A 22421-nucleotide genomic window follows, 5' to 3' on the forward strand; every position below is an offset into this window, starting at 1 on the left:
TTTTCCCATAATGGACGATTATGACCAAATATAGCTTACGCATCCGCATGATGAGCCTGATCCTAGTTCCAATTTTACTGGTTGGCATGTTTTTCAGTATCTCATTTCTCTGTTATCACTATCGTGAACTGGAAAACCAAATTGTTCGATCTGGGATCAGTATTATTGAACCCCTGTCCATCGCCAGTGAAATTGGCATCAACCTGCATAACCGTGAACGTGTCAATTCATTGATCACCCGGCTTCACCGCAGAAATTCTGAGATAGTTCGGGCGATTGCCATTTTTAACGATGATAATCAGCTATTTGATAGCTCAAACTATAAATACAATTCAGCTCAACTACAGATCTCGCCAGATATGCCTCTTCCAACCACCTTGACAAAAATGGAGGTTAAAAACAGTATTATTTTACGTATGCCCATTATTTCAGAACACCATTTATCCCAGAATCAGCAGCATTCTGACTCCCCATCTTTACATCCGATTGGTTATATCGCCATTGATCTTGATTTACGGTCAGCTCACTTACAGCAATATAAAGAAATCGTTATTTTTATATTACTATTACTCATTTGCCTTGGTTGGGCATCGCTGTTCGCCTACCATTTGGTGCATAAGATCACAAAACCTATCAGCGATATCGTCAGTACTGTCGATAGAATTCGCCAGGGGCAGTTAAACAGCCGTGTCAGTGGGAAATATTTTGGTGAATTAGATACGCTGAAAAACGGCATTAACGCAATGGCAAAATCGCTTTCCCGCTATAAAGAAGATATGCAAAATGATATTGATCAGGCCACGTCGGATCTGCGGGAAACAATGGAGCAATTCGAAATTCAGAACGTTGAACTGGCAATAGCGAAAAAACGCGCACAGGAAGCAGCCAGAATAAAAACGGAATTTCTGGCAAATATGTCTCATGAATTACGCACACCACTTAATGGCGTCATTGGCTTTACCCGCCAAACACTGAAAACACCTTTAACAATACAGCAAACTGAATATCTGTATATTATCGAGCGCTCCGCTAATCATCTACTGAATATTATCAATGACATATTGGATTTTTCGCGGCTTGAAGCGGATAAATTGGTATTAGAAAACGTTCCATTTCTTTTACAGGATATGATTGATGAGGTCATGGTGTTACTGACACTCAGCGCCAAGAGTAAGAATATTCAGCTCACTCACCACATTGATCCCCAAATTCCCAGACTGGTCATAGGCGACCCTATGCGCCTCCAGCAAATACTCACCAATATTATCGGTAACGCGATTAAATTCACTGACCAAGGTTCTGTGGAGATAAAGATCAATCTGCTACAACAGCAACACCATAAAATCAATTTAGAGATTATTGTCAGTGATACAGGCATCGGTATCAGCCCTGAGCAGCAACCTCATCTATTTCAGGCTTTTCACCAAGCAGATGCCAGTATTTCTCGCCGTTATGGCGGTACCGGCCTCGGTCTGGTCATTACAAGGAAACTGATCCGAGAAATGGGCGGAAATATTAGTTTTACCAGCGAGCCAGAAAAAGGTTCTGTTTTCCATTTTGATTTATGGCTAGGGAAAGATGATTTCATTCTGACCGACTCAGAGGTACCACAAAAAGCACTTATCCACCTCCCTCGTTTACCCATGACAGTCATGGCCGTTGACGATAATCCAGCTAACCTCAAACTAATAGGTTCATTACTAGAAGAAATCGTGGAAAAAACCGTGCTATGTAACAGTGGAGAAGAAGCTTTGCAGTCAGCAACCTCTCACCATTTTGATCTTATTTTGATGGATATTCATATGCCAGGTATGGATGGCATCTGTACTTCCAACCGCATCCACCAGCTACCGCAACACCGCAGTACACCGATCATTGCGGTTACAGCTTATACCTGCCGACCAAAGAGCGATACAGATCAATCTCCATTTGAGGATTTCCTGACCAAACCTCTCGATGAAGATCGTCTGAGAGCAGTGTTAGATCGCTACGTTAAGACGACAGAATCACAACATATTAACTGGTCATTAGCGTTACAACAGGCCACCGGAAAAGAACAGTTGGCTGTAGATATGCTACAAATGTTGGTAGATTTACTGCCAACAATTAAAACAATCACAGAAAAAGTTTTGTCAGGGGAAACGGAGGAAGATTATCAGCAGCAGATCCATAAACTACACGGTAGCTGCTGTTATAGTGGCGTGCCACAACTTAAAGCTCTCTGCCAATTAATTGAACAACAATTACAACAAGGCGTTCAATTAACCGATATAGAACCTGAATTGTTGGAACTGACAGATGAAATTGATCATGTCCTTAGCGCCGCAAAAAAAATATTGAGTCGCGGCGAGAATCTTAACTACACACAATAAACTTACGATACTCTTCATAAGCATAATTATCTGTCATGCCACTGATGTAATCCTGAATAAGACGAGCGCGATAATAGAATTCGAGCAGGTCTTTTTCAGCTTGGTCAGTGGCAACAATTTTCTCTACTGCTTCACCATAAGCGAGACGATGCTTGGTGGAAAGTTTGTGTAGCAGCCGAGTTTCCATAAAATAATCTTTGTGGAAATTGTTCTGGTTCAGTTCCACAAAATCCTGACGGGGCATTTTCAATAACGGGCAATAAAAATCTAATAACCCATTAATGACTCGGTATCCCTGCAACTCTAATTTTTCAATCTCTGGATGATTAAATACTCTCTTACAAGCAATGTTTTTCAACGTCCTAAGCAACCGATGCTCCTCGCTCTTATCTTCAAGTAGTGCTTGATTAAATGAGCCCTCAAAAACAGCCGGCAGATGATCAATAAAACGACGAGCAGTATAAGGAACAAGTTTGCCGGTAATATAAACCCGCAAATACATAAAAAATTGATCCTGCTGGCTTCGACGTAATTCGTTACCGTGAGTTCCCTTGTACGCCTTTCTGACCGTTAAGTCGAATAGATCCCCGGCCCGATGACCGCCATTTTCTTGCCACTCCTGTTCCAAATATCCCATCAGTGTATCGACGCTGAAAATCTTTTTTTCAACAGCATCATCCAAATCAGCAATGCAATAAGAGATATCATCTGCTGCTTCCATAATATAAGTCAGTGGGAAGCGACAGAACTCACCCATTTTAAGCTCACGACGTAATTCGCGAACAAAATGCTCCTCCGACCAATAAAAACCTGGCTTTTTCATCAAATAATTAAATTGATTTGGTGTTTCTTCAAGACGAAAAGCAGGGCAAGTATATTTTAGAATACAACCAACCTGAGCATAAGTCAGATTGAGTTTTAATAAGCTATGCACCATACGGATAGCCTGAGCATTCCCTTCAAACTGACATAAATCTTTACGCAACTGGCGACGAAAGAGATCTTTTTTCACATCACCACATAAACGCAATTCGAAGATTTCGCATCGATCTTCTCGCTTAATATTTTCCAGGGAAAAATTAAGATCGAGCTTTTTGGCAAACCAATCTTTAATTGCCGCTTCACCAAAATGACCAAATGGTGGATTACCAATATCATGCATTAAACAAGCCATTTCAATCAAACTTTCAAATGATAATAGCCGTTTATCCAACCCGTAATCGGCCAGCAAATTACGCGTTTTCAATTCATTAATAATCGTTTTCGAAATATAGCGCCCAACCTGTTGCACTTCCAATGAATGCGTCAAGCGACTGCGGACAGCGGCATTATTTTCCAGCGGAAAAACCTGTGTTTTTTGCTGTAAACGACGAATAGCCGCTGAATTCATAATCCGCCCACGATCACTTTCAAACTGGCGAATAACCTGCTCTTCATCATTAGAATCAACATGATACTGACGGTATTTACGCTGATAGTTAAGCTTCTGACTAAAGTCTATCCCGGACATTTATCCTCCGACTTGTGAGATAGCACTGTTTTACATCACAGATTATCTGATTGTTCCGTATTAGATGTTAAACTCAAACACGGAATGATTTTATATGATTAATTAATCAACAGCGAGTATGACATCATGAAAGTAGGCGTGATAGGTGCTATGGAGCAAGAAGTGACTTTATTGCGCGATCAAATTGAAGATCGCCAAACATTGTCACGAGGTGGCTGCGAAATCTATACCGGTAAACTCAACGGCGTGGAGATTGCACTGTTAAAATCCGGTATTGGTAAAGTTTCTGCTGCAATTGGTACAACTTTACTGCTTGAACATTGTCAGCCTGATGTGATTATTAATACCGGATCTGCCGGTGGCCTTGATCCGAAATTACAAATCGGTGATATCGTGGTATCCCGTGAAGTTCGCTATCACGACGCTGATGTTACCGCTTTCGGTTATGAACCCGGTCAAATGGCGCAATGCCCTGCGGCTTTTGTGGCGGATGACCAGCTAATTGATCTGGCAGAAAAATGTATTCATTCACTGAATCTGAATGCAGTACGTGGGCTAATTTGCAGTGGTGATGCATTTATTAACGGCGCAGAACCACTAGCGCGTATCCGAGCCACTTTCCCACAAGTGACGGCGGTAGAAATGGAAGCCGCAGCAATAGGGCATGTTTGCCATCAATACAACACCCCATTTGTAGTGGTACGTGCTATCTCTGATGTGGCGGATAAAGAATCTCATATCAGCTTTGATGAATTTCTTGCCGTGGCGGCTCGCCAATCTACATTAATGGTCAACGCAATGCTGACAACTCTGAATAAAGACAAATAATATACCCGTTATCTTTCAAGTTGCCTCTTTGTTGGCTGCACTCACTCACCCCGGTCACATAGTTACCTATGCTCCCGGGGATTCGCTCCCTTGCCGTCGCGATGCATCTTGAAATCCATAGGGTATATATTACTGAAAGAATCACGCCCTGATAAATATTTTCGGGCGTGTTTGCGGGCGACATATTTAATGTTTTAAAGAGCACCCTTCAATGAAATGGATAAAAAGCACGGGTTCAATTGGATTATCGCTTTTACTGTTTCTCAGTAGTGTCAGCTATTCTCTGTATGCAGCTCCCTTACGGGTAATCAGTTTATCTCCATCAACGACAGAATTAGCCTATGCCGCCGGGCTAGGTGACAATCTGATTGCCGCCAGCGCCTACTCTGATTATCCCCCTCAAGCCCGTAAACTTGAGCAAGTAGCTAACTGGCAAGGCATCAATCTGGAACGCATTATTACCCTTAAACCTGAGCTGATTCTGGCATGGCGTGGCGGTAATCCCCAACGTCCACTGGAACAACTTGCTACTTTTGGCATTAAAATCTTTTATTCCGATCCCACCACCACCGAACAGATAGCGCAGGATTTAGAACGACTCGCTGAATATAGTCCTCACCCAGAACAAGCAAAAAAATCCGCGACTGAACTTCGCCAACGATTTGCCAATTTGCAACAAAAATATGCCACTACAACCCCCAAACCGGCCTTTTTACAATTCGGCACTTATCCTCTGTTCACTGCTTCAGGACATACACTGCAAAGTGAAGTGCTTTCTATCTGTGGCGGCAGAAATATTTTTGCCAACAGCCCTGTTCCCTGGCCTCAAGTCAGTCGTGAACAAGTACTCATCAGGAAACCTGAAATAATTGTTATCAGTGGTGGACAAGAACAGGTCAAATTAATTGAAAATTTCTGGCATCCACAATTGCGTGCCAAAGTCATTACATTACATGAAGATTGGTTTCACCGCGCGGGACCGCGCATCATTCTGGCAGCCGAACAGCTATGCCAGCAATTGAATGACAAGGATTCTTGATAAAGCAAAATCGTTTAATAGGATTGCAAGAGGATTCCCGAAGATGGGTCATAATATTCAGACCCATTACGGGAAATCGCCTGGAATCAGATACTGAAAGAAGAACCACAACCACAAGTTGTCTTAGCATTAGGGTTCGTGACGATAAAACGTGAACCTTCCAAACCTTCGGTATAATCAACACAACCGCCAACCAAATATTGTAGGCTCATCGGATCAACAACCAACTCCACACCTTGTTTCTCAATGGTCATATCACCTTCATTTATTTGATCATCAAAGGTAAAACCATACTGAAAGCCACTGCATCCACCACCGGTGATATAAACCCGTAAACGCAAGTTTGGGTTTTCTTCATCCGAAATCAAAATTTTCACTTTGTTAGCTGCGGCATCCGTAAACTGCAAAGGTAATGCGATATTATCGCTCATCATTTTTACTCCAGACTGGAACTCGGCAAAAATATTCAGAAGACAGCAAAAATTTGCCGATCATTAATAACTCGAATTATCCAATACCTGATTGGTTCATTCAAGTATTGTCATTTTGACAACACACGAACCGCCAAAAAATTATCACACATTTGTTTACCATCACTGCTACCTTAGCGACAAACGCTGGCTTTTTACGATAGCTTCAAAGATCAGTAAACCGTCACGTGTAGTTAAACCCTCCGTCAATCAATTAACAATTAAGAAAGAAAAAATATTGATTTATCATCATAATTAGTTACTTTATTGAATATTTTTCAAAGTAGCCATATGGAGTTCCTATGCGAAAAATGTTGCCACTGATGCTTGCTGTCACCTTGACAGGTTGTGCCGCTCATAGCAAACAAGCCGATATTGACAGCTATAGCTCGAAAAAAATTAATGAAATTATAGAAAACCAAGTAAAACCGGGAAACAAAGATAATCCCGGAGAAATAATAAAAAACGTCTCTTATCAATTACTGGGCACACCTTATGCCGCAAATAAACTTATTGGCTCCCCTACTGAACCTGAAAAATTAGTTATAGACTTCAACGGGCTAGACTGTTTTACTTTCCTTGATTATGTAGAATCGCTAAGAAAATCCAACGACCAAAGTGATTTTGTAAAAAATCTCATCCAGACAAGATATATCGACGGAAAGATTAGCTTTTTACAAAGAAAACACTTCTTTACAGATTGGTCAATCAGAGAAAAATTAAATGCCAAAGATGTAACGGATGAAATAAGTTCTTCTTACATAAAAATCACAAAAAGCCTGAATAAAAAGGCTGATGGTAGCGAATATATCCCCGGACTGGGTGTTACCAAAAGAGATATCAAATATATTCCAGGCGATAAAGTCAACGATGCCGTTATTAAAAACCTAAAAACGGGTGATTATATAGGAATATATACCCATCTTGCCGGATTGGATGTCACACATACAGGGATTTTTATTATGACAGATCATGGCCCAATGCTGAGGAATGCATCCTCACTTGCTGCGAATAAAAAAGTTGTCGATTCACCATTTCTTGATTACGTGAAGAATAAACCCGGAATTATCGTTCTAAGAGCATTATAATCCGAGGGGCAAGCGACAACCCCACTTAAAAATAGATTCAGGAGCCTTTCATGAGCCAATCCGACATCCTCTATTCTCAGGCAAAGCAACTTATTCCCGGTGGCGTCAACTCTCCGGTACGTGCATTTAATGGTGTTGGCGGTACTCCGTTGTTTATCAAACATGCTGATGGCGCTTATCTCTATGATGTTGATGGTAAAGCCTATATCGATTATGTCGGTTCCTGGGGGCCAATGGTACTGGGACATAACCACAGCACTATCCGTAATGCTGTCATCAAAGCCGCAGAACAAGGATTGAGTTTTGGCGCACCAACTGCCGCCGAAGTAGAAATGGCACAGTTGGTGACTGAACTGGTGCCATCAATGGATATGGTGCGCATGGTTAACTCAGGCACAGAGGCGACCATGAGTGCTATCCGTCTGGCCCGTGGCTATACCCATCGCGATAAGATCATCAAATTCGAAGGTTGCTATCACGGCCATGCTGATTGCTTGCTGGTGAAAGCCGGTTCTGGCGCATTGACCATCGGCCAACCAAATTCGCCAGGCGTTCCGGTTGATTTCGTCAAACATACGCTGACCTGTACCTATAACGATTTGAGTTCAGTTCGAGAAGCGTTTGAACAATATCCCGAAGAGATCGCCTGTATTATCGTCGAACCGGTTGCGGGCAATATGAACTGCGTACCGCCACAACCAGAATTTCTACCCGGTTTGCGCGCGCTGTGTGATGAGTTCGGTGCTCTGTTGATTATTGATGAAGTGATGACAGGTTTCCGCGTCGCCCTCTCCGGCGCACAATCTCATTACGGTGTCGAACCCGATATAACTTGCCTTGGCAAAATCATTGGCGGCGGTATGCCCGTTGGCGCTTTCGGTGGACGCTATGAAGTGATGGAGAAATTAGCGCCAATTGGCCCCGTTTATCAGGCGGGAACTTTATCCGGCAACCCGATTGCAATGGCTGCCGGCCTTGCTTGTCTGAAAGAAGTTTCTCAACCCGGTGTACATCAACGCTTGACCGAGCTAACAGATAATCTGGCTGCCGGCCTGACGGAAGCAGCAAAAGCGGCCGGTATTCCTCTGGTGGTTAACCATGTCGGCGGTATGTTCGGCATTTTCTTTACCGATGCAGAAACCGTCACTTGCTATCAGGATGTGATGAATTGCGATATTGAGCGTTTTAAACATTTCTTCCACCTGATGCTTGATGAAGGAATTTATTTAGCACCTTCTGCATTTGAAGCGGGTTTTATGTCTATTGCTCATACTGATGAAGATATTCAGCGTACTGTTAATGCAGCCGCTCGCTGCTTTGCCAAGCTAAAATAATTTCTTTTTTTCAAATAATAGCGCCGTATTTTTACGGCGCTTATTCTTTCCATCCTTCGAATGGATCACAGGATTGTTCTTGCTGACACCACTCTTCTTTATTCAGAAAATCATCAGCAACAGTTGTTCCCTTCAATGCCGCAAAAAATCCGGTCCAATCGTGTGGCTTACAGGACAGTATTACATCTCCTGTTTCAGGATCTTTTCGAATAAAAACTTTATTAGAGTCAAACCAATAAGCTGCTGGCAAGCATACCGCTTGACTCTTCCCATCCATAAATAATTTAGCTTTATGGCTCATACAACCTCCTGATATTGATTGGAATACCCCAGAGCTTATCACAAATATTAATACATAAATCAAAAGAGATTTGATAATCATGAAACAGATGTCACGATTGGCTTCATCCCTGAGGCCAATCTCTTCATATCTTAGAAAAAGTCACCCATAAAACTGACTAATACTCTCTTTTTCTTGGCCGGATACGATGACATTTAACAACCGTTCATAATATGTAGCCATCCTATCAATGACTGATTCTGTATACAGTTCAGGATTGTAATTGAGTTCACAACTGATATTTTGTGGCATGTATAAGAAATTCATCCCAAGTGATTCAAAAGGAATTATTTCGGTCTCTATCACTTCCACATCAAGATTTGGCAGTGATAATTTTTCATCTTTAGACATGTCGATAAAATCATAGAAACTTTGTGCATCCAAATAGTTAAACAGAACGTTAAATATATTATCTCTCGCCTTTTCTCCCACCGCGTCAATTACGACAGACATGTGGATATTAGAATTCTCTATGGCGCGATGAATAGACTGACTAACCTGCTTAATGATTCCTTGTAGGCTCATTTCCTTACTGATATTTGATTTTACTATCAAGTCACCCAAGAATAATCCTATTGTTTGATGGCTTTCTATGCGAGTTCGGTCAGCTTTTGGTGAGGTAACAATATGTTGTGATTCACCAGAGTGCATAAAAAGACAAGTGTGGAACAAAGCCATAAATAACATATAAGGTGTGATCTTCTGGGTTTCACAATATTGCAAAACAGCTTTATCCAGCGAATCTGGTATTTTGATATGACGGGCGTGAGACCGATATTTTGAAGCCAGATGTTTTCTGAAAGAAACAGGAAAATCGCGTTCTGGATTAACATCATAAAATTGTTGTTGCCAGAATTTAATTTGTTTTTTAGCTGCCTCAGTCGCATGGATTTCTTGCAAGTCATAAACATAACCAGAATATTGCATGGCAACGGGTAGCAATGTGTTTTCTTGCCCCTGTGAATAAGCCGTATATAACTGTTTAAATTCATTCATAATGATATTGACAGACCACCCATCGGAGATAATATGGTGTACGTCAATAAATAATACCGTGATTGTTTCCGAAACAGGCAGTAGGAATGTCTTGATTAGCGGGCCATTATAAACATCAAAAGGTGTTCTTAATTTCTCTTCCCAGAGCTTATTAATTTCAATAATGATTTGTTCTCTCTCGATTCCTCTTGGTAACGCTTCAATAACTTGAAGATTAATTTTAATACTGTTATCAGGCTGCATGAAAATTTGCCCATTTTCTTTATAAAACTTAAAACGCAAACTTTCATGTCGCGCTAAAATGGTATTTAAACTTTTTTCCAACGCACTGTGATTCAATTCTCCTTCCATCAGCAAAGTAATGGGTACGTGGAAACTGTCCTCCAACAATGCTTCTTGAATAAAATACCAATACATTTTCTGACAATAAGAAATAGGCATTTTTCCATCAAATGTATTGTGATCAGATATATTGTGTGTTGTCTTCGGCGCGGATATTTCATGCTTATGACTGTGACGAATTACACTGGCAATCTGAGCAATGGTTGGATTTGCAAATAACTCATGCATACTGAAATTATTGGTCAAAGTATTTCTTATGGAAGCGGTTATTTTAACTGCCAAGAGTGAGTGACCACCGAGTGAGAAGAAATTATCATAAATACCAATTAGATTGATTTTTAGATGTTCTTGCCATAACTGACAAAGTTTTTCCTCGATTTCATCTCTCGGTGCAATATAAGCCTGACGACGTAAGTCATTTTCATCTGGAATGGGTAACGCTTTTTTATCCACTTTATTATTCAAATTCAGTGGAATACGTTCCAATGGGATATAGAGACTGGGCACCATATAGTCAGGTAGTTGTTTTTTCAAGGCGGATTCCAGTAGCTCTGCAAGTTCTCCACTAATAGCAGGAAGTAGCAGGTAATCAGCTAAATGCGTTTGGCTGTAATCTGCATTAAAAGCGGCTGCTTTCTCCGCCAGCCAATTCGTACTCGGGCAAACATAAGCAATGAGTTTCCTATCCTCACTGTCATAACCATCAGCGATCACGGCAGCATTACTTAAAATCTCCTGCCCCGCCAACACCGATTCGATTTCCCCCAATTCAATACGATGGCTGCGAATTTTAACCTGCGAATCCAGGCGGCCAATGAATTCCAACTCACCTTCTGGCGTCCAGCGTACTAAATCACCAGTACAGTAAAGTCGGTCTGCCGGGTCGGTACTGAAGGGATCTCGGATAAATTGTTTTTCCGTGATATCCGGTGCATTCCGGTAACCGCGTGCCAGTTGAATGCCACCGATATGCAGTTCCCCGACAGCCCCAAGAGGCACCAGATTACCGTCGGAATTCAGGATACGCATCACAGTATTAGGCAACGGTTTTCCAATCGTCACTCGCTTATCTGCTGTTAATAAGGCGGAGGTCACAATCGAAGTACATTCTGTTGGGCCATAAACGTTAAACAGCTTTCTGCCCTGCGACCACTGCGCGGCAATATGCGGCGCCACAGCCTCCCCTGCCAGCAACAAGGTTGAAATTGTGCGCCATTTGTTAAAATCCAAGTGAGGTAACAGCGCCGGCGGGAGTACAGCGTGGGTAATGTGGTGTTTTTCAACCATCTCATCCAGCCATTCAGGCGAACGGCGGTGTGTTTCTGAAATCAAATACAATGTGGCGCCATAGGCCAAGGTCATTGCCATTTCCAACACTGCGGCGTCGAAGCTCCAGGAAGCAAACTGCAACCCGCGAATATCAGCATCCGCACCAAATAACGCGGCTTGTGCTTGCGCCAGATTCACCCAACCCTTGTGCTCCAGCATCGCTCCTTTTGGTCGGCCAGTAGAACCAGAGGTATAAATGACATAGGCCAGATGATTTTCTGTCAGGGGCACTGAACGATGAACGATATTGCCAGTGGGCAGGTTCTGCACATGTGACTGTACCGTTTCAGCATCCAGACAGATAACGCGTTGCTGGCTGATAGGCAATTTATCAACCAGCGGTGTTTCGGTCAGGATAAATTCAGCGCCGCTATGCTCCAACATGTATTGCAGGCGGGCTTGCGGATAACTGGCATCCAAAGGCACATAAGCTCCACCCGCTTTGAGGATGCTCAGCAGTGCAATCACCGTTTGCAATGACCGGGGAAGGCAAATTGCAACCAGAATATCTGGCTGGATACCCTGCTCAATCAAGTAATGCGCCAACTGATTGGCCTGAGCATTAACAGCCTGATAACTTAAAGACTCTTCACCAAAAACCAACGCGGTTTTTTCAGGATTCAGTGCCACCTGTTCTTCAAACAACTCATGAAAGCAGCGCCCTTGTGGGTAATGGTTCTGTGGCCCATTTAATTCATGCAGTAAGGTATGCTGTTCAGCTTCTGTCAATAATGGGAGTTCATGAATGGAGGGTTCTTTATTTACTGAATCATCTGTCATCACCTCAACAATGCCAGAAAGCAAGGTTTCGTAATTGGCGATAAATCTTTCAATGGTACTGCTATAAAACAGACTCGTATTTGAAATCCATATTATAGATAATTCGCCCGTCTGTTCTTCCTCAAAAACATGGATTTCCAAATCAAACCGAGTCGTTCTAAGTAAATTATCCTCGGATTCAATAATATTATCCTGTTCCAGTATTGTGTCACGTTGGTTATTCTGTACTGCAAACATGATTTGGAAGATGGGGTTATGGTTTGGGTTCCGTTCCGGACTGAGCTTTTCTACCAACATCTCAAACGGCAAATCTTGATGTTCGTAAGCATCCAGAATGGTACGGCTGTTTTGTTTTAATAATTCACTGAACGTCGGCTGACCGGATAAATCTGTTCTGATAACCAATGAATTAACAAAAAAACCGATCAGCGGTTCAATATCAGGATGTTGTCTGCCGGCAATTACTGTTCCAACCAGAATATCTTTCTCATTACTATAGCGGCTCAGCAATACAGTAAAAGCCGTTTCCAGAAACATGAATAAGGTAACGTTATGCTTAGCACACAGTCCTCTAATTGCTTGGGTTAACCGCGAGGAAATATGTTGTGTATGAAAACACCCTTCGATATTTTGTTTCTCTGGCCGTGGATTATCCAGCGGCACACGGTGGACTGGTGAAATTCCGGCTAACTGCTTCTGCCAATATATCAGCTGTTTTTTCAGCATATCACCTTGCAGCCAGCCCTGTTGCCACTGGGCATAATCGGCATATTGAATTTTCAGCGGCGGTAGCAGATTTGTCTCACCCTGACAATAAGCTTTGTATAACGTGAAAAATTCATGGAGAAATATTGCCATCGACCAGCCATCGAAGGCGATATGATGTATCGTATAAATAATAAGGTAATCATTTTCTGCCAATTTTATTAACCTAATGCGCAGCATCAAATCTGTATTAAGGTTAAAAATCAGATTCTCTTCTTCCTTACTGAGTTGTTTTACCTGATCGTTTTTTTCAGTTTCAGGTAACGCAGATAAATCATGATGTGTAATAGGTAAATCGAAATCCGTGGCAATAAATTGCCGCGGCTCGTTATTGATGATTTTAAAATGGGTACGCAAGACTTCATGGCGTTCAAGTAATGCCTTAACGGCTGCCTCAAACGCCTTTATGTTAATGGATTCCCGCAGCCTGAAATCCCCCATACAGTTATACTTGGGGCTGCCTCCATCCAGCTGATCAATAAACCATAAACGCTGTTGAGCAAATGAAAGCGGATAATGTTCTGCTTTGCCATCACGCCGAATATCTTGCAAAAAGTGATGCGTTTTAGTTTGCTCTTCTGAATCGAGCTGGTTCAGAAAATCAATCAACTCCTGTTTATGCCATTTCCATTCACTGAGCAAAGCGGGTGAAATACTGCTGCGGCTGGTCTCGTATTGTAAACGGTTATCAGTAACGAACAGCGTAATTCCCTGATCTAAAGCCTCATTGACAATTCGCGCTGCATTTTTCATATATCACCTTTCAACAGTTCTTGTGCTGTTTCTTTCCCAGCCTGAAAATGTTTTCTTTTTTCTTTGATAAGATGAATAGTGACAACCTGTGATAGCTGCTCAAGTGTCGGGTGTTCAAAAACACTTCTCAACGGAACTTCTATTTCTAATTCGTTACGTATTGAACTAATAAGGCGCGTTGCCTGAAGTGAATGTCCACCCAAGGTGAAGAAATTGTCATAGATGCCTACTTGGCTGACATTCAATAACCGCTTCCATAACTGGCCGATCTTAATTTCTATTTCATTTCTTGGCGCCACATAGTTTTGTCGGCGTAAATCGTCTTCATTTGGGATCGGTAACGCTTTTTTATCCACTTTATTATTTAACGTGAGTGGCATTCGTTCCAAAGGAATATAGAGACCTGGAACCATATATTCTGGCAATTGTTGTTTCAGTGCGGATTCGAGTAATTCTGAAAGTTCCCCACTAATGGCCGAAATTTGCGGATAATTAGCTAAATGGGTTTGATTATAGTCAACACGTGCTTGTACAGGTGGTAACTCTCCACGACTAAAAATCACATCCAGTAAATCAGGTTGCTGTTGTGACCATGTAATGCCGCATTGATAACCACATTGTTCAGCATATTGCAGTAAGGATTCGAATTCCTGAACCTGTTGTAATGCCTGTGGGGAGAAACTACCGACATTTGCTGGTGGCGTTATCATCTGATTGGCTGACCAGTGACGCAGACCTTCTGCCAAAGTGAGGTCATCTTTAATTCTGGCGTTGGGGATACCTGAAATACCCAATATATCCTCCGTGCCCATCTGCAACAAATTACGCAGACTTTCAAAAGAATCGAAATTATGCCAATTTGAAAGCAATTCATTACAAGATTTGGTATTTTCACCTCTTTTGTGCAATATGACATCATAACGATAACGCAACATTTCATTGTCGCCGATGCCACGTTTAACCAGAATATCAACCCGGCCAATTTCAGGGTAACGCTCCGGTAATTGGGCAAAATAAGTTGGACTGAGTAAAAACTCGGGTTCTTGTTGTAAACGCCGCTGAATACGGTTCGCCAGCGCCCCTACCTGAATACGTTGCCCGTTAAGATGACTTTGCTCTATCGCTGTAGCATGGGCGGTTAATAGATCTAAGTTGCGGATATCTCCCAACAAAATTTTCCCACCCGCTTCAACCGCCGGTATTAACTGTTCAAGTACTCTTTCCAGATATTGAACATTAGGGAAATATTGGACAACAGAGTTAATCACGACAGTATCAAATTCATCAGCACTCAATGTTCCTAAGTTGAGTGCATCTCCTCTTCTGAGCTGCACATGTGACCAGCCACGTTGTTGCAGAATATGTTGATGCCGATTTAAAACCTCAGCCGAAATATCGGTCGCCACCACTGATTCGCACCATTCAGCATAGCGATACAACAATAATCCGGTACCACAACCAATTTCCAGTAAGCGATGAGGATGCAGGGCTTTAATCCTGTGCATGATTCCTGCTAACCATTCCTCCATTTGCTCAAGGGCAATCGGCTGTTCAGTATAGCTGTTCATCCAGCCGCCGAAATCACTGTCTAATGCGACTACATCACCTTTCTGAGCGCTCCCTTTTTGAGTATTAGCCGTTGTGGGTTGACGGTACTGCTCATCAAAAATTTCTGTCCAGTTCTCAACGCTGCTTGCGTTAAATTCAACAGCTTTTTCACCTAACCACCCTGTACTTGGGCAGACATACGCAATGAGTTTTTTATCTTCATCTTGACCATAAGCGATCACAACAGCACTACTTAAAGCATCATGCCCGGACAAAACTGTCTCGATTTCACCCAACTCTATGCGGTGACTACGGATCTTAACCTGAGAGTCAACACGGCCGATAAATTCCAACTGACCATCCGGTGTCCAGCGTACTAAATCGCCGGTTCGATAAAGCCTGTTTTCCCTGCCATCCGTTGAGTGTGAGCTGAATGGATCACGGATAAACTGCCTTGCTGTGATTTCCGGTGAGTTTCGGTAACCGCGTGCTAACTGAACACCGCCAATATACAGTTCCCCGATAACGCCCATCGGAGCCAAATTACCTTCCGGATCAAGAATACGCATCACAACGTTAGGCAAAGGTTTTCCAATCGTAATCTTCTCGTCAGTTAATAAAGCTGTGGTGACAATGGATGTACATTCTGTCGGGCCATATACGTTAAACAGGTTTCTATTCTGTGACCAACGAACAGCAATCTGTGGTGGCACGGCTTCACCCGCCAAAAGCAAAGTTGAGACAGAACGCCATTTGTTAAAATTCAGATGAGGAAGTAGCGCCGGGGGTAGTACAGCATGAGTTATCTGATGTTTTTCAACCACTTCATCCAACAATTCAGGGGAACGCCGTTGGGTTTCGGAAATCAAATACAGTGTTGCGCCATAGGCCAATGTCATAGACATCTCTAAGATCATGGCGTCAAAACTCCAGGAGGCAAACTGCAACCCCCGGCAATGTGAGTCAATGCCAAATAAATCTGCTTGCGAGAATGCCAGATTAACCCACCCTCTATGTTCCAGCATCACCCCTTTCGGTTTACCAGTAGAGCCGGAAGTATAAATCACATAAGCCAGATGATTTTCCGTGAGCGGAAGTGGACGCTCAGTAATATTATCTGTAGGCATATGTTGTAGCTGAGACTGTACTATCTCTGTATCCAGACAAATCACTTTCTGCTGGCTAATTGGCAGTTTTTCAACGAGGTGAGTTTCGGTCAGGATGAATTCGACTTCACTGTGATCCAACATATATTGGAGGCGGGCTTTCGGATAACTGGGGTCTAACGGTACATAAGCGCCACCCGCTTTAAGAATACCCAATAATGCCACAACAGCTTGCAATGACCTTGGTATGCAAAGTGCAACCAACGTGTCCGGTATGATCCCTTGTTCAAGCAGATAATGTGCCAATTGGTTAGCTTGCTCATTTAATGACTGATAGCTCAGGGTGTCATCGCCAAGAATCAGGGCATTTTTTTCAGAGTGTTGTGATACCCGCTCTTCGAAGAGTTCATGGAAACATTTCCCGGTCGGATAAGGAATTTGTGGCCCGCTCCATTCATGCAGTAAGGTATTCCGTTCAGCATCTGCCAATAATGGAAGGTCATGAACGGACGGCTCACTGATACCAGCATGATGCTTCATCACATCAACAATATTGGTCAGCAAAATTTCGTAATTGGTGATTAATCTATTAATGGTCGCATTTCTGAACAGGCTGGTGTCAGAGATCCATCCAATAGATAACTCACCTTCGTCTTCTTCATAAATATGGACTTCCAAATCAAATCGGGTGGTCAGAAGGGAACGTTCTTTAGATGTAACAATGCTATCCTGCTCCAGAGTTGTATCCCGTTGATTATTCTGTACTGCAAACATGATCTGGAAAATAGGATTATAATTTAAATTCCGTTCTGGACTGATTTTCTCCACCAGCATCTCAAAAGGCAGGTCTTGATGTGCATAAGCATCCAGGATCGTACGACTATTTTGTTTTAATAGTTCACTGAATGTAGGCTGACCGGATAAATCCGTTCTTATCACCAGTGAATTGACGAAAAATCCAATCAAAGGCTCAGTGTCACGGTGTCTTCGCCCTGCAAGCGGCATGCCAACCAGAATATCCTTTTCACTACTGTAACGACTCAACAACACAGCAAAAGCCGTTTCCAGAAACATAAATAACGTCACTTCATGTTTGGCGCACAGTGCTCGTATTTCTTGAGTCAAAGCTTTTGAAATACGTTGTGGATGAACATTCCCTTCAAAATTTTGTTTTTCTGGCCGTGGATTATCCAGTGGAAAACGGTGAAGTGGTGAAATACCTGATAATTGGTTTTGCCAGTAATCCAGCTGTTTTTCCAGAATATCCCCTTGCAGCCAGTCCCGTTGCCATTGGGAATAGTCAGTATATTGAACTTGTAATGGCGGCAGAGGATTACCCTCGCCCTGGCAATAAGCACGATATAATGTCAGCAGCTCACTGATAAAGATTGCCAGCGACCAGCCATCACAGGCGATATGATGAATCGTATAGAGAATGAAATAATCATCATCTGTTAATTTCAGCAACCGAATACGCAGCATCAGGTCAGTGCTGAGATTAACAGCTTGTTTCCACTCCTGCTCACCGAGTTGTTTAAGCTGTTGTTCCTGCTCAAATTCTGAAAGTGTGGACAGATCATGTACTGTAATAGGCAAATCATAAGAAGTCGCAATAACCTGCCGTGGCTCATTATCAATAATTTTGAAATAAGTACGCAGCGATTCATGGCGTTCAAGCAATGTTGCTATAGCCGCCTCAAAAGCGTTGAGATTAAGCGACTCTCTCAACCTGAAATCACCTGTGCAGTTATACTGCGGACTACCTTCGGTAAGTTGATCGATTAACCACAAACGCTGTTGAGCAAATGAAAGTGGGTAATGTTCCGCACGATCATAACGCGGAATACCTTGCAGTCGGTGAGTGTCCGAATCCTCTTCTGAATCGATTTGCTTCAGGAAATCAATCAATTCTTGTTTATGTTGTTTCCATTCACTGAGCAGTTCCGGAGGAATGCTATCTCGGCTGGTTTTATATTTCAGTTTGTTATCAATAACAAACAGAGTAATCCCTTGATTTAAAGCTTCATTGATAATTTGTGCCGCATTTTTCATATATCACCTTCCAATAGTTCTTGTGTTGTCTCTTGCCCAGCCTGGAAATGCTTTCTTTTTTCCTTAACCTGATGAATCGTGGCGATTCGTGCTAATCGCTCAAGTGTTGGATACTCAAAGACACTGCTCAACGGTATTTCAATGTTTAGATCATTGCGTATTAAGCTGATAAGGCGGGTTGCCTGAAGAGAGTGACCACCCAACATGAAAAAGTTGTCATAAATGCTGACTTGGCTAACGCCCAACACTTCTTGCCATAACTGGCTAATTTTTCTCTCCACTTCATTTCTTGGCGCAACATAACTTTGTTGTCGGAAATCATTTTCATTTGGAACAGGCAACGCTTTTTTGTCCACTTTGTTATTTAACGTGAGTGGCATTCGCTCTAGCGGAATATAAAGGCTTGGAACCATGTATTCTGGTAATTGTTTTTTCAGTGCTGATTCAAGTAGCTCCGAAAGTTCAATTTTAATATCGGAAGACTGAGATGCGTTGTCGGCATTAAATTTCAGCCCTTTTTTATCCAGCCAATCTTTGGTTGGACAAACATAGGCAATCAATCTTTTATCGTTCCCATAAGTAATAACCGCAGCACTGCTTAAGGCGTCATGTCCGGCCAATGCAGTTTCGATTTCTCCCAACTCAATCCTAAATCCTCTAATCTTGACTTGAGAGTCAATCCGACCAATAAATTCCACACTACCATCAGGCAACCAACGGGCTAAATCTCCCGTTCGGTATAAACGTAAGGATTGGGAATTGTCCGTTAAATCAGTAATAAATTTCGTTACGTTTGTTTCAGGGGCATTCAAGTACCCACGCGCCAGTTGGATGCCACCAATATATAATTCCCCGGCAACACCAATAGGTACTAGATTGCCTGATGGATCAAGAATACGAATAACGGTATTGGGCAATGGTTTCCCAATCGTAATTTTGTCATCAGTTAATAAGCCCGAAGTCACAATGGCAGTACACTCTGTCGGGCCATATACATTGAACAGTTTTCTGCCCTGTGACCAACGAACAGCGCTCTGTGGTGGTACAGCTTCCCCCGCTAAAAGCAAGGTTGAAACGGAACGCCATTTATTAAAGTCCAGATAAGGCAGCAAAGCAGGAGGTAATACAGCATGGGTAATCTGATGTTTATCAACTAACTCATCCAAATATTCAGGGGTATGCTGTTGGGTTTCTGAAATTAAATAAAGTGCTGCTCCATACGCCAATGTCATAGATATTTCTAAGATCATGGCATCAAAACTCCAGGAGGCGAACTGCAATCCCCGGCTATATGAATCAACACCAAATAAACCCGCCTGTGAAAGTGCCAGATTTACCCACCCCTTATGTTCCAACATAACCCCTTTCGGTTTACCCGTAGAACCAGAGGTATAAATGACGTAAGCCAGATTATTTTCCGTTATTGGGAATGAGCGTTCAGCGATATTGTCCGTAGGCATGTGCTGCAATTGTGATTGCATTGTTTCCGTATCCAAACAGACGACTTTCTGCTGGCTGATTGGGAGTTTTTCTATCAAATCTGTTTCGGTCAGAATGAACTCAGCTTCGCTGTGTTCCAACATATATTGAAGACGAGGTTTCGGATAGCTGGGATCTAACGGCAAATAAGCTCCCCCTGCTTTAACAATCCCCAGTAGCGCTACTACAGCGCGTATTGAACGAGGAATACAGAGTGCGACCAATGCTTCTGGTTTGATATTTTGCTCTGTCAAGTAATGAGCGAGTTGGTTAGCTTGTTTATTTAATTCCTGATAGCTTAATGAATTGCCGTCAAAAATAACTGCTGTTTTTTCAGGATATAGAGCAGCTTGTTCCTCAAACAGTTCATGAAAACAGCCGCCATGTTGGCTATGATCCGGCAGGCCATTCCATTCATGTAACAAAGTGTGTATTTCAGCCTCTGCTAATAGTGGAATGTCATGGACAGAAGGTTCCCTGTGTATCAGATCGGAGCCAATACATGGCTTCATGACACTAACAATATTAGCAAGCAAGGTTTCATAATTAGCGAGCAATCTTTCAATAGTCATATTTCTGAATAAGTTGCTGTCATAAACCCATAAAAGGGATAATCCTCCCTCTTCTTCTTCATAAATATGAATTTCCAAATCAAATCGGACTTTCAAAAGCAGACGTTCTTCAAACTCAATATTATTATCCTGCGCCAGTATCGTATCACGCTGAGTATTCTCCAGAGTAAAAGCGATTTGAAATATAGGGTTATAATTTAAGTTTCGTCCCGGACTCATTTTTTCCACCAGCATTTGAAATGGCAGATCTTGATGTGCATACGCATCCAGGATAGTACGACTGTTCTGCTTTAATAACTCACTGAAAGTGGGCTGACCGGATAAATCCGTTCTGATCACCAGAGAGTTAACAAAAAAACCAATCAAAGGCTCAATATCATGGTGTCTTCTCCCTGCAAGTGGTGTTCCGACCAGAATGTCTTTTTCATTACTGTAACGACTCAACAATACGGCAAAGGCTGTCTCCAGAAACATGAATAATGTGACTTCATGTTGGTGACATAATGCTCTTATTTCTTGTGTTAAATCCTTTGAAATACGTTGATCATTAAGATGCCCCTCAAAATTCTGTTTCTCTGGTCGTGGGTTATCCAGTGGAAGACGGTGAAGTGGAGAAATACCTGATAACTGGGTTTGCCAATAATCCAATTGTTTTTTGAGAATATCACCTTGCAGCCAATTTCGTTGCCATTGAGCATAATCGGTATATTGGATTTTAAGTGGCGGTAATGGGGCTATTTCTCCTTTATTATACGCGCGATATAGGGTAATAAGTTCATTGATAAAGATTTCTATTGACCAACTATCACAGGCAATATGGTGAATGGTATAGATAATCACATAATCATTTTCGGCCAGCTTTATCAGGCGAATACGCAACATCAAATCAGTACTAAGGTTAAAAACCAAGTTATCTTCTTCTTTACTGAATCTTTTGATTTGAGATTCTTGCTCAGTTTCAGAGAATGCAGTCAGATCATGTAGTGTAATGGGTAAATCATAGGAATGTGTTATGACTTGCCGTGGCTCATTATCAATAATTTCAATATGGGTACGTAACGCCTCATGACGCTCAAGCAACGTTTTTACCGCAGCCTTAAAAGCATTGAAATTCAGTTGTTCCCGTAATCTCAAATATCCGGGACAATTATATTGGGGACTACCTTCGGTAAGTTGGTCGATAAACCACAGGCGTTGTTGAGCAAATGAGAGTGGATAATGTTCTGCATGACCATCACGTTGGATATTCTGTAATTGATATGTTTGAATTTCTTCTTCTGCATCTATCTGGCTCAAGAAGTCGATCAACTCTTTTTTATAATTCTTCCATTCACTGAATAATTTCGCTGGAATACTATCACGGCTAGTTTCGTATTGTAATCGGTTATCAGCAACAAACAGAGTAATTCCTTGATTTAAAGCCTCATTTACAATTTGCGCTGCATTTTTCATATATCTCCTTGAAAATATAATATCAAATTATTTACACACGTGATTATTTATTATGTCCATAATTATATACCCTATGGATTTCAAGTTGCATCGCGACGGCAAGGGAACGAATCCCTGGGAGCATAGATAACTATGTGACCGGGGTGAGTGAGTGCAGCCAACAAAGAGGCAGCTTGAAAGATGACGGGTATAAAATAACAAATTTTTAATCATGTTAACATATGGGCATCGAAAATCATTAATAACGTTGTTTGATCTTGTTATCA

12 protein-coding genes are annotated in these 22421 nt (G+C 42.0%); 5 read left to right on the top strand and 7 right to left on the bottom strand.

The annotated features are described in order from the left end of the window. Positions 1–20 precede the first annotated feature (20 nt). Positions 21–2372, top strand: a complete 2352-nt coding sequence (locus LGZ98_RS03715; RefSeq protein WP_113042271.1) for an ATP-binding protein — start codon at positions 21–23, stop codon at positions 2370–2372. Here the strand turns inward: LGZ98_RS03715 and dgt are convergent. Continuing rightward, positions 2356–3882 (bottom strand): dGTPase, encoded by a 1527-nt coding sequence (gene dgt, locus LGZ98_RS03720; protein WP_113042272.1) that lies wholly within the window; start codon positions 3880–3882, stop codon positions 2356–2358. The two genes, LGZ98_RS03715 and dgt, sit on opposite strands and share 17 nt — an antisense overlap. A 126-nt stretch (positions 3883–4008) precedes the next feature. On the opposite strand from dgt, the gene mtnN reads away from it, so the two are divergent. Next, positions 4009–4710 carry a 5'-methylthioadenosine/S-adenosylhomocysteine nucleosidase gene (mtnN, locus tag LGZ98_RS03725; RefSeq protein WP_113042273.1) on the top strand — a complete coding sequence of 234 codons (702 nt, stop codon included), beginning with the start codon at positions 4009–4011 and terminating at the stop codon, positions 4708–4710. On the opposite strand, the gene LGZ98_RS03730 is transcribed toward mtnN, so the two are convergent. Next, positions 4673–4894, bottom strand: a complete 222-nt coding sequence (locus LGZ98_RS03730; protein ID WP_158536556.1) for a hypothetical protein — start codon at positions 4892–4894, stop codon at positions 4673–4675. The two genes, mtnN and LGZ98_RS03730, sit on opposite strands and share 38 nt — an antisense overlap. 27 nt (positions 4895–4921) lie before the next feature. Between LGZ98_RS03730 and btuF the strand changes: the two genes are divergently transcribed. Then, positions 4922–5749: a vitamin B12 ABC transporter substrate-binding protein BtuF gene (gene btuF / locus LGZ98_RS03735; protein WP_113042274.1), complete on the top strand. Its 828-nt coding sequence runs from the start codon at positions 4922–4924 to the stop codon at positions 5747–5749. A gap of 86 nt (positions 5750–5835) precedes the next feature. Here btuF and erpA read toward each other — a convergent pair whose 3' ends face one another. After that, on the bottom strand, positions 5836–6180 hold the full coding sequence (gene erpA / locus LGZ98_RS03740) for an iron-sulfur cluster insertion protein ErpA (RefSeq protein WP_113042313.1): 345 nt from the start codon (positions 6178–6180) through the stop codon (positions 5836–5838). Positions 6181–6521: 341 nt separating this feature from the next. Between erpA and LGZ98_RS03745 the strand changes: the two genes are divergently transcribed. Both LGZ98_RS03745 and hemL read left to right on the top strand, forming a co-directional pair. Further along, positions 6522–7307 carry a DUF1460 domain-containing protein gene (locus tag LGZ98_RS03745; RefSeq protein ID WP_113042275.1) on the top strand — a complete coding sequence of 262 codons (786 nt, stop codon included), beginning with the start codon at positions 6522–6524 and terminating at the stop codon, positions 7305–7307. 50 nt (positions 7308–7357) lie between these two features. Further along, on the top strand, positions 7358–8641 hold the full coding sequence (gene hemL / locus LGZ98_RS03750) for a glutamate-1-semialdehyde 2,1-aminomutase (RefSeq protein WP_113042276.1): 1284 nt from the start codon (positions 7358–7360) through the stop codon (positions 8639–8641). A 40-nt stretch (positions 8642–8681) separates the two neighbouring features. Here the strand turns inward: hemL and LGZ98_RS03755 are convergent, their stop codons facing one another. From LGZ98_RS03755 to LGZ98_RS03770, 4 genes are all read right to left on the bottom strand, one after another. Further along, on the bottom strand, positions 8682–8942 hold the full coding sequence (locus tag LGZ98_RS03755) for an antitoxin (protein WP_113042277.1): 261 nt from the start codon (positions 8940–8942) through the stop codon (positions 8682–8684). 141 nt (positions 8943–9083) lie between these two features. Further along, positions 9084–13946 (bottom strand): non-ribosomal peptide synthetase, encoded by a 4863-nt coding sequence (locus LGZ98_RS03760; protein WP_113042278.1) that lies wholly within the window; start codon positions 13944–13946, stop codon positions 9084–9086. Further along, the gene (locus LGZ98_RS03765; RefSeq protein ID WP_113042279.1) at positions 13943–18652 is read right to left on the bottom strand and encodes a non-ribosomal peptide synthetase; all 4710 of its coding nucleotides are present in this window, start codon (positions 18650–18652) and stop codon (positions 13943–13945) included. Before LGZ98_RS03765 ends, LGZ98_RS03760 begins: the two co-directional genes overlap by 4 nt. Further along, a complete protein-coding gene (locus LGZ98_RS03770) occupies positions 18649–22155 on the bottom strand; it encodes a non-ribosomal peptide synthetase (protein WP_262977735.1) in 3507 nt (1168 codons plus the stop codon). Before LGZ98_RS03770 ends, LGZ98_RS03765 begins: the two co-directional genes overlap by 4 nt. Positions 22156–22421: the final 266 nt, after the last annotated feature.

The organism is Photorhabdus kayaii (assembly GCF_025384895.1).
Taxonomy (GTDB): domain Bacteria; phylum Pseudomonadota; class Gammaproteobacteria; order Enterobacterales; family Enterobacteriaceae; genus Photorhabdus; species Photorhabdus kayaii.